The organism is Sphingopyxis sp. LC363, from assembly GCF_000756385.1.
GTDB lineage: Bacteria > Pseudomonadota > Alphaproteobacteria > Sphingomonadales > Sphingomonadaceae > Sphingopyxis.
Map to the genome: position 1 here is coordinate 66,633 of NZ_JNFC01000001.1, position 15,847 is coordinate 82,479.

At 67.0% G+C, this 15,847-nt stretch carries 7 protein-coding genes; 2 read left to right on the forward strand and 5 right to left on the reverse strand.

Annotated elements, in window-relative coordinates; translation table 11 throughout:
• Window positions 1-33: 33 nt before the first annotated feature.
• Window positions 34-1,278 (forward strand): multidrug effflux MFS transporter, encoded by a 1,245-nt coding sequence (locus tag FG95_RS00320; protein ID WP_037553173.1) that lies wholly within the window; start codon window positions 34-36, stop codon window positions 1,276-1,278.
• A 443-nt stretch (window positions 1,279-1,721) separates the two neighbouring features.
• Here the strand turns inward: FG95_RS00320 and FG95_RS00325 are convergent, their stop codons facing one another.
• The 5 genes from FG95_RS00325 to FG95_RS00345 form a co-directional block, all read right to left on the reverse strand.
• Window positions 1,722-3,260: an amino acid permease gene (locus FG95_RS00325; protein ID WP_037553175.1), complete on the reverse strand. Its 1,539-nt coding sequence runs from the start codon at window positions 3,258-3,260 to the stop codon at window positions 1,722-1,724.
• A gap of 100 nt (window positions 3,261-3,360) precedes the next feature.
• Window positions 3,361-5,499, reverse strand: a complete 2,139-nt coding sequence (pbpC, locus tag FG95_RS00330) for a penicillin-binding protein 1C (protein ID WP_037553176.1) — start codon at window positions 5,497-5,499, stop codon at window positions 3,361-3,363.
• Between the two features lie 176 nt (window positions 5,500-5,675).
• Complete coding sequence (locus FG95_RS00335; RefSeq protein ID WP_081932941.1) at window positions 5,676-11,519, reverse strand: alpha-2-macroglobulin family protein; 5,844 nt, start codon at window positions 11,517-11,519, stop codon at window positions 5,676-5,678.
• A 137-nt stretch (window positions 11,520-11,656) separates the two neighbouring features.
• Window positions 11,657-12,034: a histidine triad nucleotide-binding protein gene (locus FG95_RS00340; protein ID WP_037553177.1), complete on the reverse strand. Its 378-nt coding sequence runs from the start codon at window positions 12,032-12,034 to the stop codon at window positions 11,657-11,659.
• 10 nt (window positions 12,035-12,044) lie between these two features.
• Complete coding sequence (locus FG95_RS00345) at window positions 12,045-12,365, reverse strand: phosphoribosyl-ATP diphosphatase (RefSeq protein WP_037553379.1); 321 nt, start codon at window positions 12,363-12,365, stop codon at window positions 12,045-12,047.
• 176 nt (window positions 12,366-12,541) lie between these two features.
• Here FG95_RS00345 and FG95_RS00350 point away from each other — a divergent pair, with 176 nt between their 5' ends.
• Complete coding sequence (locus tag FG95_RS00350) at window positions 12,542-15,616, forward strand: TonB-dependent receptor domain-containing protein (protein WP_161786520.1); 3,075 nt, start codon at window positions 12,542-12,544, stop codon at window positions 15,614-15,616.
• Window positions 15,617-15,847 lie beyond the last annotated feature (231 nt).

The window sequence follows — 15,847 nt, forward strand, 5'->3', positions numbered from 1 at the left end:
CAAAGCGGCGGCTTGGGCGCATAGGCTGCTGCCATGCACAAGCCGGCCCAATCCCCCCAACGGAGCCTGCCGGGCGACCGGGAAATGGTGGTCATGATGGCGATGGTCATGGCGCTCAACGCGCTCGCCATCGATTCGATGCTGCCCGCGCTGCCGTCGATCGGCGAGGCGCTGGGCGTCACCGTCGCCAACGACCGTCAGCATGTCATCTCGATCTATCTGCTCGGCATCGGTTTCGGGTCGTTGCTTTACGGGCCGCTTTCGGATCGCTTCGGGCGCAAGGGTGTGCTGGTTCCGGCGCTGTTCGCCTATCTGGCGCTATCGATCGGCTGCGGGCTCGCGACGAGTTTCGAAATGCTGCTCGCGCTGCGCTTCATCCACGGGCTGGTGAGCGCCGCGCTCGGCGTGATCGTCGTCGCGGTGATCCGCGACCTGTTCGCGGGCGACGCGATGGCGAAGCGGCTGTCGCTGATCTTCCTCGTCTTCATGATCGTGCCGATCATTGCGCCGACGATCGGCGCTGGCATCGCCGCGGTGGCGGGCTGGCGTGCGATCTTCATCGTGCTTGCGGCGATGTCGATCGTGATGCTGCTCTGGCTCCGCCGGCTGCCCGAAACGCTCGATCCCGCCGACGTGCGCCCGCTCGATTTCAAGACGATGGTCGCGGGTTGGGCAACGGTGACGCGGCACCGCCGCGCCGCGGGCTATATGATCGCGTCGGGGATGATGCAGGGCGCGCTCTACGGCTATCTCAACAGCAGCGAGCAGATCATCGCCGAGGTGTTCGGGGCGCGGGCGATGTTCCCGTTGATCTTCGCCATCGTCGCGGTCGGTATCGCGATCGCCAATTTCTCGAACGCCGCGATCGTCGAACGCTTTGGCGCGCGGCGCGTGTCGCAGTCGGCGGTGTTCGCCTTCATGGCGACGTCGATATTGCAGATCGTCGCGGCGCTCAGCGGCGCCGAGACCCTGTGGATGTTCACCGCGCTGATGATGGTCAATGTCGGTCTCGTCGGCTTTATCGGCAGCAATTTCGGCTCGATCGCGATGGAGGATTTCGGGCATATGGCGGGCGTCGCCTCGTCGTATCAGAGCTTTGCCAAGACGCTGGTCGCGGCGACCGTCGGCGCGACGATCGGCCAGCAATATGATGGTACGACGCTGCCGCTCGCTTATGCCTTCCTGATCTCGGCCGTCGTCGGCCTCGCGCTCGTTTTCTGGGCCGAACGCGGCAAGCTGTTCACCCGGCCGGGAACCGCGCCGAAAAGTCCGTATTGACGACCATCTAGGCTCGCGGTCATAGGATCCGCTTGGGGGTGGAGAGTTACCGTTTCCTAAAGCCCAAAATATCGCGTTCGGACAAATCTACCGAGGTAGAAGCCTGCGATAGCTCCTGCCGATGGCCAAAGAGGTCCGAACAGGAAGTCTAGCCCGCTCGTAGAACGGAGACTTTCTGGGTGCTGGCTCTGCCATCTGCTTATGTAGGCAATCATGGTGATTGGAATCGGCAATAAGGCCAAGCAGCCTATCTTGTGGCTCGGAATTGCCAAGCCAACAAAGAAACCCGCAACGAGGCCGATGATTAGAAGAGCTTCAATCCCAATCACACGCTCTTTTTAGGTGCCATAATCAACGTTCGCAATCGGTCGATTGCTGTCATCGTCTTATCGGATAACAAAAAAAGGGGGCCGAAGCCCCCTTTCCCTCTATTGGTCGAACCGTCAGTTGAACGACGGTGCCGGCGGGACCGGCGGCGGCGGTGCGTCGGGGTCGTCCTCGTGCACTTCGACATGCCCCAGACCCACATGGCTGCGCTTGCGGCTGTAGACGAAGTAGACCACCAGGCCGACGGCGGCCCAGATCAGGAAGAGGTTGATGCTCTTCTGGTCGAGATTGAAGAAGAGGTAGAGGCAGCCGAGAATCGCGATCGGCGCCGTGATGTAGATCAGCGGCGTCTTGAACGGACGGTGGCGGCCCGGATCGGTGCGGCGGATCACCATCACCGCGATCGACACCGCAGCGAAAGCGAAGAGCGTGCCCGAGTTCGAGATGTTCGCCAGCTGCCCCACGGGGAAGAAGGCAGCGAACAGCGCGACAGCGACGCCGGTGATGATCGTGATCACGTGCGGCGTGTTGAATTTCGGGTGGATCTTCGAAAAGGCCTGCGGCAGCAAGCCGTCGCGGCTCATCACGAAGAAGATGCGGGTCTGGCCGAACATCATCATCAGAATGACCGACGGCAGCGCAAGGCCGGCGGCGAGGCCGATGAGATTACCGATCTGCGGCCAACCGATTTCGCGCATCGTCCACGCCAGCGCTTCCTTCGAGCAGACCACCGCCTGATCGCTGATGGCGCCGCACGCCGCCGCGAGTTCGCGGCTGCCGGGTTCGAGCGCATGGCCGGTCGCGGCATCGATGCCGACCGGCTGCGCGCCGACGGTGCCGATGACGCCCGCTGCAACGAGCAGGTAGAAGATGGTGCAGATCGCGAGGCTGCCGATCAGGCCGATCGGCATGTTGCGCTGCGGATTCTTGGTCTCTTCGGCTGCGGTGGAAACCGCATCGAAGCCGACATAAGCAAAGAAGATCGACGCCGCAGCGGCGCCGATGCCGCCGATACCCAGCGGAGCGAAGGGTTCGAACTTCTCCATGTTCATCACCGGCAGGGCGAGGACGATGAAGAGCGTCAGCGCGGCGACCTTGACCACGACGAGGAAGGCGTTGACCGTCGCGGATTCGCGTGTTCCGATGACGAGCAGCATCGTGACGAGGCCCGCGATGAACATTGCGGGCAGGTTGATCATACCGCCATCGAACGGCCCGAGCACGTATTTTGCGGGTATATCTATCCCGAAACTATGCTCGATCAACCCGACGACATAGCCCGACCAGCCGACCGAAACGGCGCCCGCGGCCACCGCATATTCGAGGATCAGCGCCCAGCCGACCATCCAAGCGATCAGCTCGCCCATCACGGCATAGCTATAGGTGTAAGCCGATCCCGACACCGGGACCATCGACGCCATTTCGGCGTAACAGAGCGCGGCGAAGGCACAGACGAAGCCGGCGATGATGAAGCTGATCATCATGCCGGGGCCCGCCTTTTGCGCGGCTTCGGCGGTCAAAACGAAAATCCCCGTCCCGATCACGGCGCCGATCCCCAGCATGGTTAACTGAAAGGCGCCGAGCGTGCGCGTAAGCGATTTCTTTTCCGCTGTCGCCAAAATGGCATCGAGCGGCTTTACGCGGTCAAATAGCATATTCTTCCCCTTTGGAGCGGCTGAGCTGCCGCCCGTCTCATGGCGGGGCAGACTAGCCGCTCCGCGCGTCAGCGCAACTTAATTTCAGAGGGCCACCGCCTTACCGTACCGTAAAGCGCACACGGTCAATCATTCGGCCGCCTGGATCAACCAGCGCGAGCATATGCGCGCCCGGGCGGGGCAATATTTGCTGCCCGGCGTCGGCATCGCCGAGCGGTTTTTTGTCTAGGATCAGCCGGTATCCGGCGACCGATCCGCTGACCGTGACCGCGAGCCGCTGGCGATCGATCGGAATGTCGGGGTCGAGCGCGTAGACGCTGCCGCTGACCGGGCTGGTGATGCGCGGGCGGCGCGCGGCCTGCGGCGCGGAGGCCATTTCGGTCTGCGCGGTGCCGGCGAGGAAATATTCGCGGCGCGGCGGCTCGCGCGTGCCGGGGAGGCTGACCTGCCGCACCTCGACGCCGTTCGGCATTTTCGGCGGCTTGCCGGGGCTGCCGGCATGGAGCGCCATCATCACGTCGCGCCAGACCGGCGCGGCGCCCGAGGTGCCCGACACCGCGCGCATCGAATCGCCCTCGAGATTGCCGACCCACACCGCGACGGTGAAGCGGTCGGTAAAGCCGATGCACCAATTGTCGCGCATGCCTTTCGAGGTGCCGGTCTTGGCCGCGGCCCAGAAGGGGAGGCGGAGCGCGCTGTCGGCGCCGAACGCGTCGGCGCGGGCGGAGGCGTCGGCGAGGATGTCGCCGACGATGAAGGCGGCGGCGGGGTTGACGATCGCGCGCGCTTCTTCACCATCTTTGCGCATATCGCTGAAGTGGACGGGCGACCACTTCCCCATATTCGCCAATGTTCTGAAGGCGTTGGCCTGTTCGACGAGCGACACTTCAGCCGAACCGAGCGCGAGGGAGAAGCCGTAATATTCACCGTCCTCGACAAGGCCGTGATAGCCCAATGCCCACAGGCGGTCGCGGAACTGCTGGACGTCGTCGATGATGAGCGTGCGCACCGCGGGGACGTTGAGCGACGAGGCGAGCGCGTGGCGGACGCTGACCGGTCCCTTGAAGCTGCGGTCGTAATTTTTGGGGACATAGAGCCCCGACGCGGTGTCGAGCTGGACCGGGCTGTCGTCGAGGATCGAAGCGGCGGTGAGCCAGCCATGCTCGATCACCTGCGCATAGAGATGCGGTTTCAGGGTCGAGCCCGCCTGCCGCCGCGCGTTGGCACCGTCGACCTGCGCGGCGGTTGATCCGAGGCCGACACCCCCGACATAGGCGAGCACCTCGCCGGTCGCGTTGTCGAGCACGACGACCGCGCCGTCGCGGACGCGGTTCGCGCCGAGCCCCTCAAGCTGGCGGCGCAGCGCGACGATCGCGGCGGTCTGGATGCGGCGGTCGATCGTCGTCGCGACGCGCTTGCCGGGCTTGTCGAGCAAGCGGACGGCAAGGTGCGGCGCGAGGCCGGGGTCGAAGCGCGCGGCATGCTCGCCCGAGACGAGCGTTGCGGCGGCGGCGCGGATCGCCGAACAATCCTTCGCTTTCGCAATGCGGCACGCGCGGCGGCCGAGCGCCTCGGCGCCCGCGGCGGGATTGGGGAGCAGGCCCGCGAAGAGCGCGGCGTCGGTACGATTCATTTGGGCGGGCTTCTTGCCGAACAGGCTTTGCGCGCCCGCGCCGATGCCCTGCGCCTCGCCGCGCAAGGGCAGGAGGTTGAAATAGGCCTCGAGCATCTGTTCGTGCGACCAGTTCGACGCAAGCGCCTGACCCGCGCGCATCTGACGGATCTTCGTGCGCCAGTCGCGCTGGCCCGGCTGCGCGAGGCCGGGATCGAGAAAGGCGGCGAGCTGCATCGCGAGCGTCGAGGCGCCGCGCGAGCGGTCGCCTGTCGCCCCTCTTGTAAAGCGCGCGCGGACCGCGCTCGCGACCGCGAGCCAGTCGACCCCGCCGTGCGACCAGAAACGCCGGTCCTCGGCGTTCACCACCGCGTCGCGGACGGCGGGGCTGATGTCGCCGAGCGGCACCCACGCGAGGCGGCGGCGTTCGAAATCGACGCGCTCGCTGTCGAGAAGCTGGCCGTCGCGATCGTAGAGCCAGGCTTCGCTGGGGCGCCAGTCGGCGCGGACGGTGGCGAAGTCGGGCATCGGGGGCGATTTCGTCGCGAGGTGGGCGATGGTGGTGAGGACGAGCGCAGCGAGCGCGAGCCAGGCGAGGGCGTCGCGGAGGCGGAATCGAACGGTCATTGGTCGCGAGGCCTAAACAATCCTCCCCGTGCCGAAGGCATGGGGAGGGGGACCGTCGCCGCAGGCGATGGTGGAGGGGCGGCTACCTCGCGCCATAGCCCCTCCGTCAGCGCTTCGCGCTGCCACCTCCCCATCGCTGCGCGACAGGGAGGATTTTGCGGGCTCGCGCTTGCCCATCAAGACCCCACGCTCGCCACCGTCAGCGGCGCGTTCGGCCACTGGCCGCGGATCGCGGGCGAATACATCGCCTCGACGCGTGTCGGGGGCAGCGTGAAGCGGCCCGAGCCGTTCAAACGCACGACATATTCGACCGCGTGGGTGCCCGCGGGCATCCAGCCGAAATAGCCGCGCCAGCTGTCCTTGCCGCGCTCGACATAGCTCGGCTGCGCGCCCGATCCGCCCGCCTGTTCGGCGAGCATTTCGGACTGGCCGCCGAGATTGCCGACGATCGTTGCGCCCGGGGCGACCGGATCGCTCACCACGACCCACGTCCGGCCCGCGGCCGCGACGACCTCGATCCGCACCTTGATCACATCGCCGCGCGTCAGCCGGTCCTTGTTCGCCGCCTTGACGATGCTGACCGAGCGCTTGATCCGGTAGCCGGCGTTGAGCGGTTCCTTCAGCGGCACCGCCGCCTTGACGCTGACGGTGGCCCATGGCGCGCCGCCGCCCTGATGGCTGAGGCTCATCGTCCCCGCGTTGAGCGCGACGCGGAGCGGCGAGACCGGCTCCGCCGGCAGCGGCCAGCTTTGCGTCGCGGTGTCGCCCGCGAGGCCGATGTTGGTGACGCCGGTGATCGCGCTCGCCGGATAAAGCGCGGCGAAGCGGCGGACGGTGACCGCGCCCCATGCGTTGGCGGGGGTCGTGTCCCAATGGCCCTTGCGCTGGCGCTGCGCGACGCCGACCATCAGCTTGCCCGCGTCATCCTCCCAGCCCTTGCGGCCGAGCACGGCTTCGAGCGCCTTGATCGCCATCTCGTCGCCGCTGGTCATCATCCACCACGGCGCTTTCGCATCGTCGACGAGGTCGAGGCGCGTGCCTTCATAGACGAGGCGCTTTCTGAGTTCGGCTTCGGCCGCGGTGCGCAGACCGGCGGCATTTCGCACCCCCGGCGTCTTTTCGAGCGCGACGAGCCAGTCGGCGAGCGTGCCCGTCGTCATGTCGGCGGGCGCGATGTCGATCGCGGCGACGAGGCTGGCGCTCGACGCCTTGTTGCGTGCGAGCGCCGCCAAGGCCGCGATCCGCACGGGGCGGATGTCCCACGGGCCGTATCCCTTGCGCGTGAGGCGTCCTTCGACGACCGCCTGCAGCGCCTTGACCATCTTTTCTCGCGATGCCTCGGGGATCGCGAAGCCGTTCGCGGCGGTCACGTTCATCACATAGGCGGTGAGTTCGATCGATCCTTCCATCCGTTCGTTCGGCCAGTAGCGGAGCAGCCCGTCGTCATCGAGATAGGTCGGCATTGCCCCCGCGAGCGCCTGCCAGCGGCCGATGTCGCCCAATGCCACGGCGCGCGACGTCTGCTGTTCGAAGCAGGTGTAGGGATAGGCGCTCATATAGTCGCGCACGCCGGTGAGCGGCGGCGCGAGCGTGCCTGCGAGCGCGATATCGACATAGCCGCCGGGGAGCGCGCCCGCGGGGATCGCGATCGGCAGCGTCGTCGCCGGGCCGACGCGGAACAGGCTCGCGGCCCAGGTCTCGATCGGCACCGCGGGTTCGATCGTCTGTTCGAAGACGAGCCGGTCGCGCGCCTTGCCGCCCTTGGCCACGGCATCGACGGTCCATTCGATCGGGCCGGTCCGGTCGGGCGCGGTGATCGACCAGCTGATCGGCACCGTGCCGCCCGCGGGGATGGTGACAGTGAGCGGCGGCGCGGTCGCGACGGCGGGCGACAGCGTCGGGGTCGCGGTGACCTCCATCGGCTGATCGGTGCCGTTCCTGAGCGTGAAGCGCGCGTCATAGGTGTCGCCGGTACGCACCAGTTCGGGCATGCCGGCGAAGACGCCGAGATCCTGCACGGTGCGCACGCTCGTCTCGCCGGTGCCGAAATATTGCGAGCCGTCGGTCGCGATCGCGACGAGGCGGAAGCCCGAGAGATTGTCGCTGAGCGGCACGTCGACCGTTGCGCGGCCCTTGGCATCGAGCGGGACATGGCCCTTCCAGAGCAGCACGGGGCGGAAATCCTCGCGCGTCAGGCCCGAAAGGTCGCCGCCGCCGCCGCCGCCCGGTTCGAGCGCCTTGCGGCCATAGTGGCGCTTGCCGACGACCTGCATCTGCGCGGTCGAGGTGAGCACGTCGAGCGTGCGTTCGCCCATCATCGCGTTGAGCACTTCCCAGCTTTCGTTGGGCGCGAGCTGAAGCAGCGCTTCGTCGACCGCGGCGAAGGCGACGTCGGCATTTTTCGGCGCCTTGCCACCCGGGGTCTCGACCTCGATCGCGACCTTCGCGGTTTCGCGGACCGCATATTTCTCCTTGTCGGCCTTGACCTTGACGCCGAGCTGATGGCCTTCCCAGCCGACCTTGATGCGCGCGATGCCCATGCGGTAGGCGGGCTTGGCGAGGTCAACGAGGGCGGTCGGCGGCGCGCCCTCGCTATTCTCGATCTTGAAGCCGGCCGTGCGCTTGAGCTTGCGGAACCAGCTTTCGCCGCCGGTGACGCGGCCGCGCACCGCCATCACCGAGACATAGACGTCGGGGGCGTAGGTCGCGGGCAGCTTGACCTTGACGACGGGATTGGTGCCCTTCAGCGGCACGACGAAGCTCGACAGCACGCCCTCGCGCTCGACGGTGACGAGCGCGGTCGCTTCGCGGAAGGGCATGCGGACCTGGAATTTCGCGGTGTCGCCCGCGTCGTAGCGCGGCTGTTCGGCGATCACGTCCATGCGGTCGCCATTGTCGCCGCCGAACCACCAGTCGTCGTCGCCCGCGAGCCAGACCGAGCGCACGGCGCGCGCCTCGTTACCGTCGGCATCCTGGGTGGTCGCGACGACGGTGATTTCGCCCGAGACGCCGGGCGCCATCGCGCAGCTCGCGCGGCCGAGCTTGTCGGTCGTCGCGCTGCATGTCGCGCCGAGGCGCGTCGTGCGCATCTGATTGTCATAGGCGTAGAAGCCGCCGATCAGGCGGCGCCGCGCGGTGATAATCTCGCGGTTGTAGAGCGCGACGGCGACGCGCTGGCCGCGGATCGGCTTGCCGTCCAAGTCGAGCGCGATGAAATTGAGGCGCAGGTCGTTGTCGCGCATCAGCCAGCCGTCGGTCTTGAGCCCGAGCCGGACGGCCGAGGGATAGAGAGTGATGCGGCGGCTCGACGTCAGCGTCTCGCCGTTCGCATCCTCATAATCCATTTCGGCGGCCATCAGCGTCGGTTCGATGATCGGCTGGTCGACGGTGACGCTCGTCGTCGCGCTGCCATTGGCGTCGAGGGTGAGCGGGACCGAGCGCGCGAGCGGCAGGTCGGCCGACGGCGTATCGCCGCTGTCGTCGAGCTGGACCACGCCCTCTTTCACCGGCTGGCCGTCGAAATCCCAATCCTTGTAGTCTTCGGGTGGCGACCAGCTCGAGCGGAAATTGGTGCGGAGCTCGACGGGTATATTGGGGGCGGGGCCGCCCGAGAGATAGCCGACGAAGAGATTGAGCGGCACCGCGGCGGGGCGGACGAGCGCGGTCTTCGGCCCGGTGATCGTCGCCTTCATCGTCGGCAGGCGATATTCGTCGACCCGGACCGTCTGGCCCGGCCAGATCGTCTTGTCTTCGCCGTCCTTATCCTTGGTGACGAAGACGAGTTCATAATCGCCCATCGGCGCCGAGGCGGGGACGTTCCATACCGTCTCGCCGCTGCCCGCCGCGGTGATGGCGAACGGCATCTCGAATTCGGTGTCCGAGCCGCGGTGGACGAGGCGAAGCTTGCCCGCGAGCGGTTCGGGGGTGCGGAAGCCGAGGCCGATCGGGCGGCGCAGGATATGCTTCATATGCACCGTCTCGCCCGCCTTGACGAGCGCGCGGTCGAAGACGGTGTGGAGGATGTCGCTGCGCTCCGACCAGCCATAGGGGAGGTCGAAATCATAGGGACGGATGCCGTTTCCCCAGTCGGTGAGCGTGAAGCTGAAATCGTCGCCCGAGCGCGCGCTGACCATCAGGGCATGGCCTTCGCTTTTCGCCATGTCGGGATTTTCCTCGCAGCTCGACCAGGTTTCGGGCTCGGGCAGCGCCGATGGGAAGGCGAGGCGGCCCGCCTTGTCGGCGCTGCCCCGCGCGAGCAGGCGGCCGGTGCAGGCGTCGGTGACGCGGATTTCGGCGCCGCCGACGGGAAGGCCGGTGTCGAGCGCGGTCACCCACGCGAGCGAGCCTTCGCGGCCCCATTTGAAATGCACCGCCATATTGGTGACGAGCGCGGCGGTCGCGACATAGCGCGTGCCGCGGCGGCCGAGCAGCGCGGCGCCCAATTCCGGACTCGCGATCTCGACGACGTGGAAGCCCTTTTCGGCGAGCGGGATGCCGACGACCTCGAATTCCTTGCCGCCGCCCGGCGGGGTCAGTTGCAGGTTGCGGCGTTCGCCGCCCGCCGGGGCGCCGACGAACACCGATTTGGTGCCGGTGTAGTTGACGGTGACGTCCTTGCCCGCGGCGTTCTTTTCCTCGCGATAGTCGGTGTCGTCGGCGTCGTCGACGCGGCGGAGCCAGCGCGCGATCGCGGAATCGTCGTCGCGGACCCGAAGCGCGGCCACGGGCATTTTGAGGTTCGACTGGACGAGGCTCGCTTCGACCCCGCGCACGGTGACCGGCAGCACCCCGCCCTCGCCCGCTTCGAGGATGCCAAATTCGGCGGCGAATTTGACCAGCGGCGGGGCGCGGTCGATGTGGAATTTCAGCGGGAAATTCGACTGGTTCTGCAGCTTGCGGCCGCTCTGGTCGGTGACGTTCGCGGGCAGCACGAGCGTCGCGTCGACATTCTGCGGCAGCGGGCCGGCGAAGCGCACGGTGGTGAGCCAGGCGTCATTCTTGTCGTCGTCGTCGATTTTGGGCGTAAGGCGCTTGCCGTCGGACGTGCTCAGCGTCGCGGCGAGCGCGCTCTCGCGCCGCACGGGCGAGGCGAAGCTCAACACGACATCCTTGATCGGATTGCAGCCCGCCTGCGGGTTGACGCGGCTGCACGACATTTTGGCGGTGAAGGCGGGGCGCACGTCATAGTCGAAGCGCTGGTCGCGGCCCGCGATGCGGCCGGGCACCCCGGCTTGCGCGATGCGCGCGTCCCAGACGAGCGCCATCTCGCGTCCCGGCGGCAGCGGGCGGCGGCATTTGAGCGCGACGATGCGGTCGAGCGCGGCTTCGCGGTCGACGCCCGCCGCGGGGAAGCGCTGCGGCAGGCCGGCGTCGTAGGTGAAGGACTGGCGCGACCAATTATTGTCGCCGAGCCCGGTCAAAATCTCGGTCGCGGTTTCGCGCGGCAGGACGTCGAGCGGGATCTTCTCGCCGATGCCGTCGACCGCGCAATAACCGTAGCGGCCGACCGAGGCGCGGTCGGCGGCGACATTGGTCGCGACGAGGAAGATCTGCTCTTCCTCGATCCCGCCGCCCATGCCGCCGACGAGCACCGCGCGCGCCGAGGGGCCGCCGGTGTCGAGCGCGAAGCGGCTGTTGCCCGCGACCGCGACGCCGCGCGCGGTGGTCAGCCCGTCGCGCAGCTCGACATGACAGGCGAGCCCGCCGGGGAGCGGTTTGTCGAACTCAAGCACCCAGGTGCGCGTGTCGACCCAGCGGCCGGTCGACGGAAGCTTGCAGTCGTTGGTGGCGGGGGCCGGTGCGCGCGGGTCGCCGAGCGGGACCATGTCTTCGGAGAAACGCAAGGTGAAGCGCGTGATCGTGCCGTCGCCGGTGCCCGAGCTGCCGGGGGTCGCGAGTGTGACCTGCGGTACGGTGTCGGCGGTCGCGGTCGCGGCCATCGCGAGGGTGAGCGGCAGGATCAGCGCCATTTTCGCCTTGCCGGCCAGCCATGTGCCCAGCGCGCGCCATGCCTTGCCCATCGCTTCGTCTCCCCTTCTGGCCCGGATATCTATCCTGCTGGAAACAGGGGCAAGAGTCCACCCGTCGCCGTGCATCGCGCACGCTTAGTCGCAGAGGGGGAAAATGCTGTGACCGGGGTCACAGACGGAGCGCGATATCAGCGCGCGAGCATCGGGCCGAGCGGCTGGCCGGCGAAGATGTGGACGTGGAGGTGCGGGATTTCCTGATGGCTGTCGAGGCCGGTGTTGGCGAGCAGGCGGTAGCCCGGCGCGACGAGGCCCTGATCGCGTGCGACCTTGCCCACCGCGCGGACGAAACCCGCGATCTCGGCCTCGCTGCCGCGCTCCGAAAAATCGTCCCAGCTCACGTAAGCGCCCTTGGGGATGACGAGGATGTGGAGCGGCGCCTGCGGGTTGATGTCGTGGAAGGCGAGGGCATATTCGTCCTCGTAGACCGTCTTCGACGGCAGCTCGCCGCGCAGGATGCGCGCAAAGATGTTGCTGTCGTCATAGGGGCGGGTCGCGTCGATCGGCATGAGGAAGCTCCTAGTGGGGGCGGCCGGCCTTTTCGGTGTGGCCCGAGGTGCCGTGGCGGCGCGCCAGTTCGGCGGCGATGTCGTCCCACGACAGGCCGCGTGTCGCAAGCAGGATGGTGAGGTGGAAGACGAGGTCGGCCGCCTCGCCGGTCAGCGCGGCGTCGTCCTCGGTGAGCGCCGCGATCACCGTCTCGACCGCTTCCTCGCCCAGCTTTTGCGCGATCTTGCCGCGGCCTTTCGCGGCGAGGCTCGCCACATAGGAAGCCTCGGCGTCGCCTGCCGCGAGACGGTCGCGGATGATCGATTCCAGCCGGTCCAATGCTTCGCCCATCGCGCTCACCATCATCCGATCCTTTCGGACGCGTGCGTAGCGGTGCGCGCCGGTCGCGGCAAGCGGGTGCGAGGCCCAAAAAATTACCGCTGCGTAAACCATATCGAAACGTCCGGCGGATAATTTCGGGTGCGCCGGGGGGCGAGATCAACTTCTGAATGGACAAGGATATGGAAATGGGCACCGGCCCCCGGGTGTTTCTGGCTGCAACGGCCTCGGCGATTGCGCTCGCGGCGAGCCCCGCAATGGCGCAGGACGATGGCGACGAAATCATCGTCACCGGCTCGCGCATTGCGAAGAGCGAATTCACCAGCGCCGACCCGATTCAGGTCATCGACCCCGAGACGGCGAAGCGGCAGGGGCAGGTGCAACTCGCCGACGTGCTGCAGTCGACTCCAGCAGCGCAGGGATCCATCCAGATCAATTCGGCGATTTCGAACCGCTTCGTCGCCAATGGCGGCAATGACGTTCAGACGGTGTCGCTGCGCGGGCTCGGCGCCGAGAGGACATTGGTGCTGATCAACGGCCGCCGCGCGGGGCCGGCGGGGATTCGCGGTTCGGTTGCGCCCTTCGACCTCAACGTGCTGCCGCTGTCGGTGGTGCGCCAGGTCGAGATACTCAAGACCGGCGCCTCGTCGATCTATGGCTCGGATGCCGTGGCAGGCGTGGTCAATATATTGATCCGCGACGACCTCGACGGGTTCGAAGCGGGCGGTTTTTCGTCGATCACCGAACATGGCGGCGGCGAAAGTTACGGCGCCGACGCGAGCTTCGGCAAAAAATTCGACCGCGGCCATGTTTTCGCGACGGTCGATATCTTCCGCCAGCAGAATCTGACGCGGCGCGACCGCGGCTTCCTCTTCTGCTCCGAAGAATATCTGAAGCGCGAGGCCGATGGTAGCCGCGCCGACATTGTCGATTTCCGTACGGGACGCCCGGCGTGCAGCAGCACGCAGGCGAACATGATCGTGTTCAGCGATTTTTCGGGGGTCGACGAAAATGGTTTCCCCACATTCGGCCCCGGGCTGATTGCGCCGAACGGGCAGGCCGTTTTCGCGGGCCAATATGGCGCCGAGTTCGCGGGCGTCGGCATCCCGATCAATGCCTATAATCCGATTGGCGTGTTCGGGCCGGACAATTTCTTCGGGGTCAATTTCGACGGGCCGTCGACCGGCGCGCTCAACCAGTTCGAGCCCGCCGAGCAGGGTTCGGACGTCTTCTCGAGCGTGCGCCGGGTCAGCGCTTTCGTCGAGGGGGCTTACGACGTCACCGACGGGATTACCGCTTATGGCGAATTCCTGTTCAGCAACCGCAAGTCGCATAACAATGGCGTCCAGCGGATCGAGCTGCAGCAGTTCACCGGCGCGTCGATGCTGCCCTTCTTCCTGTGTGATCCGACGCAGTATAATTGCGATCCGGGTGACATGGGCGATCCGCTCAACGGGGAGTTCGGCGGCAATCTGATCCTGCGCCCGCGCGTGCTGGTGAAGTCCCAAGCCCAAGCCGACGTCGATTATTATCGCGGCGTGCTGGGCCTGCGCGGCGAGATCGGGGCGGCATGGAAATGGGATGTCCACGGCCAGCACAGCCGGTCGGACGCGCGCTATACGCAGGACGTCATCTATCAGGATGCGATCGCCTCTCAGACCTTGCGCACGCGTTCGTGCGCGGGGACGGTGACCGCGATTCGCGGCGTCGAGTGCATCGACATCGACTTTACCGATCCGCGCGTGCTGCGCGGCGATTTCACGGCGCAAGAACGCGCCTTCCTGACCGGACGCGAGACGGGGCGGACCTTGTTCAAGCAGAGCTCGGCCGAGGCGCTGCTGACGGGCAAGCTTCTGACGCTTCCGGCCGGGCCCGTCGGCGTCGCCTTTGGCGCGAACATCCGCCGCGACGAGATCGACGACACGCCGGGCGAGGCGACGCTCGCGGGCAATGTCGCCAATTTCACGACCTCGGGCATCACCGCGGGGCGCACCGTGTCGAAGGAGCTTTTCGGCGAGGTCGAATTGCCGCTGCTCGCAGGCGTGCCGATGATCGAGCGGCTGACGCTGTCGGCCGCGGCGCGCTACACGCATGTCGAGGCGACGGCGCGCGGCGGTGCGCAGGACAGTTTCAGCGATACGACGTGGAAGGTCGGCGCCGACTGGGCGGTGACCGACTGGCTGCGTTTCCGCGGCACTTGGGGCACCTCGTTCCGCGCGCCGGCGCTGTTCGAACTCTTCCTTCAGGACCAGACGGGCTTCCTCGGCCAGCAAGACATCGATCCGTGCATCCAGACCGCGGCGCGGCTTGCGGCGGGGGCGATCAGCCAGCGCATCTTCGACAATTGCGCCGCCGACGGCATCGCCCCCGACTATGCCGGCGGGATCGGCCCGGCGACGATCGTGTCGGGCGGCGGGCTCGGCCGGCTCGAACCCGAAACCTCGACCGCGAAGACGGTGTCGGTCATCCTGACCCCCGATCTGTCGGGGGCGCTGTGGGGCGGGCTCAAGACGCGCCTCGCGGTCGATTATTTCGACATCAAGGTGCGCGACGAGATCGCGCTGCTCGGCGCGGCCAACATCCTCACCGGCTGCTATGATTCGGAAAATTTCGCCAGTGAAGCCTTTTGCGGCCTGTTCACGCGCACCGCCTCCGGCCCCGACGCGCAGAGCGTCGCGAGCGTCACCGACCGCTATGTCAACATCAGCCGCCAGCAGGGTCGCGGCGTCGACGTGTCGCTCGCGGTCGATCAGGACCTCGGCAATCTGGGGTCGCTGACCTTCCGCGCGCAGATGACATGGCAGGTCGAGGACAAGGTCGAGCTCTTCCCCGGCACCGAGATCGACGACAATGGCAAGATCGGCAATCCGAAATGGGTCGGCGATTTCAACCTCGGCTGGACGAAGGACAAGTGGACGCTTTTCTACGGGCTCGATGTCACCGGCGCGGCGTCGAACGAAGAGGATCTGCTGCGCGCGCAGGGCGGCGATCCGTGCCGTACATCGAGCTTCCGTCCCGGCGGGCGCTTTTGCCCCGACGTCAGCGTGCCCGCGACCTTCTATCATTCGCTGTCGCTGAGCCGCGACGTCGCCGACCGTTTCCGGATCACGCTGGGCGTCGCCAATCTGTTCGACACGCCGCCGCCGCGCGTGTCGACCGTCGTCACCGCGACGCCGCCGGTCATCGGGCAGGCGCCGGCGTTCGGGACGCAATATGATTATCTGGGGCGGCGTTTCTTCCTGGGAGTGCGCGGGAAGATTTGAGCCGGGTTCCGTTTTGGGGTGGTGAGCTGTCGTCCAGATCCTCCCCTTTGCGCAGCAATGGGGAGGTGGCAGCCCGCAGGGCTGACGGAGGGGTCGACGCCGTCAGGCGTCGGTGCAAGGCCAGACCCCTCCACCACCGCTTCGCGGAGTGTAGGGTTGGATTGCCCCCGGCAATCCAAGTCCAGTCCGGGGGACTGGACGACCCAACACTCCCCCTCCCCAGCGCTTCGC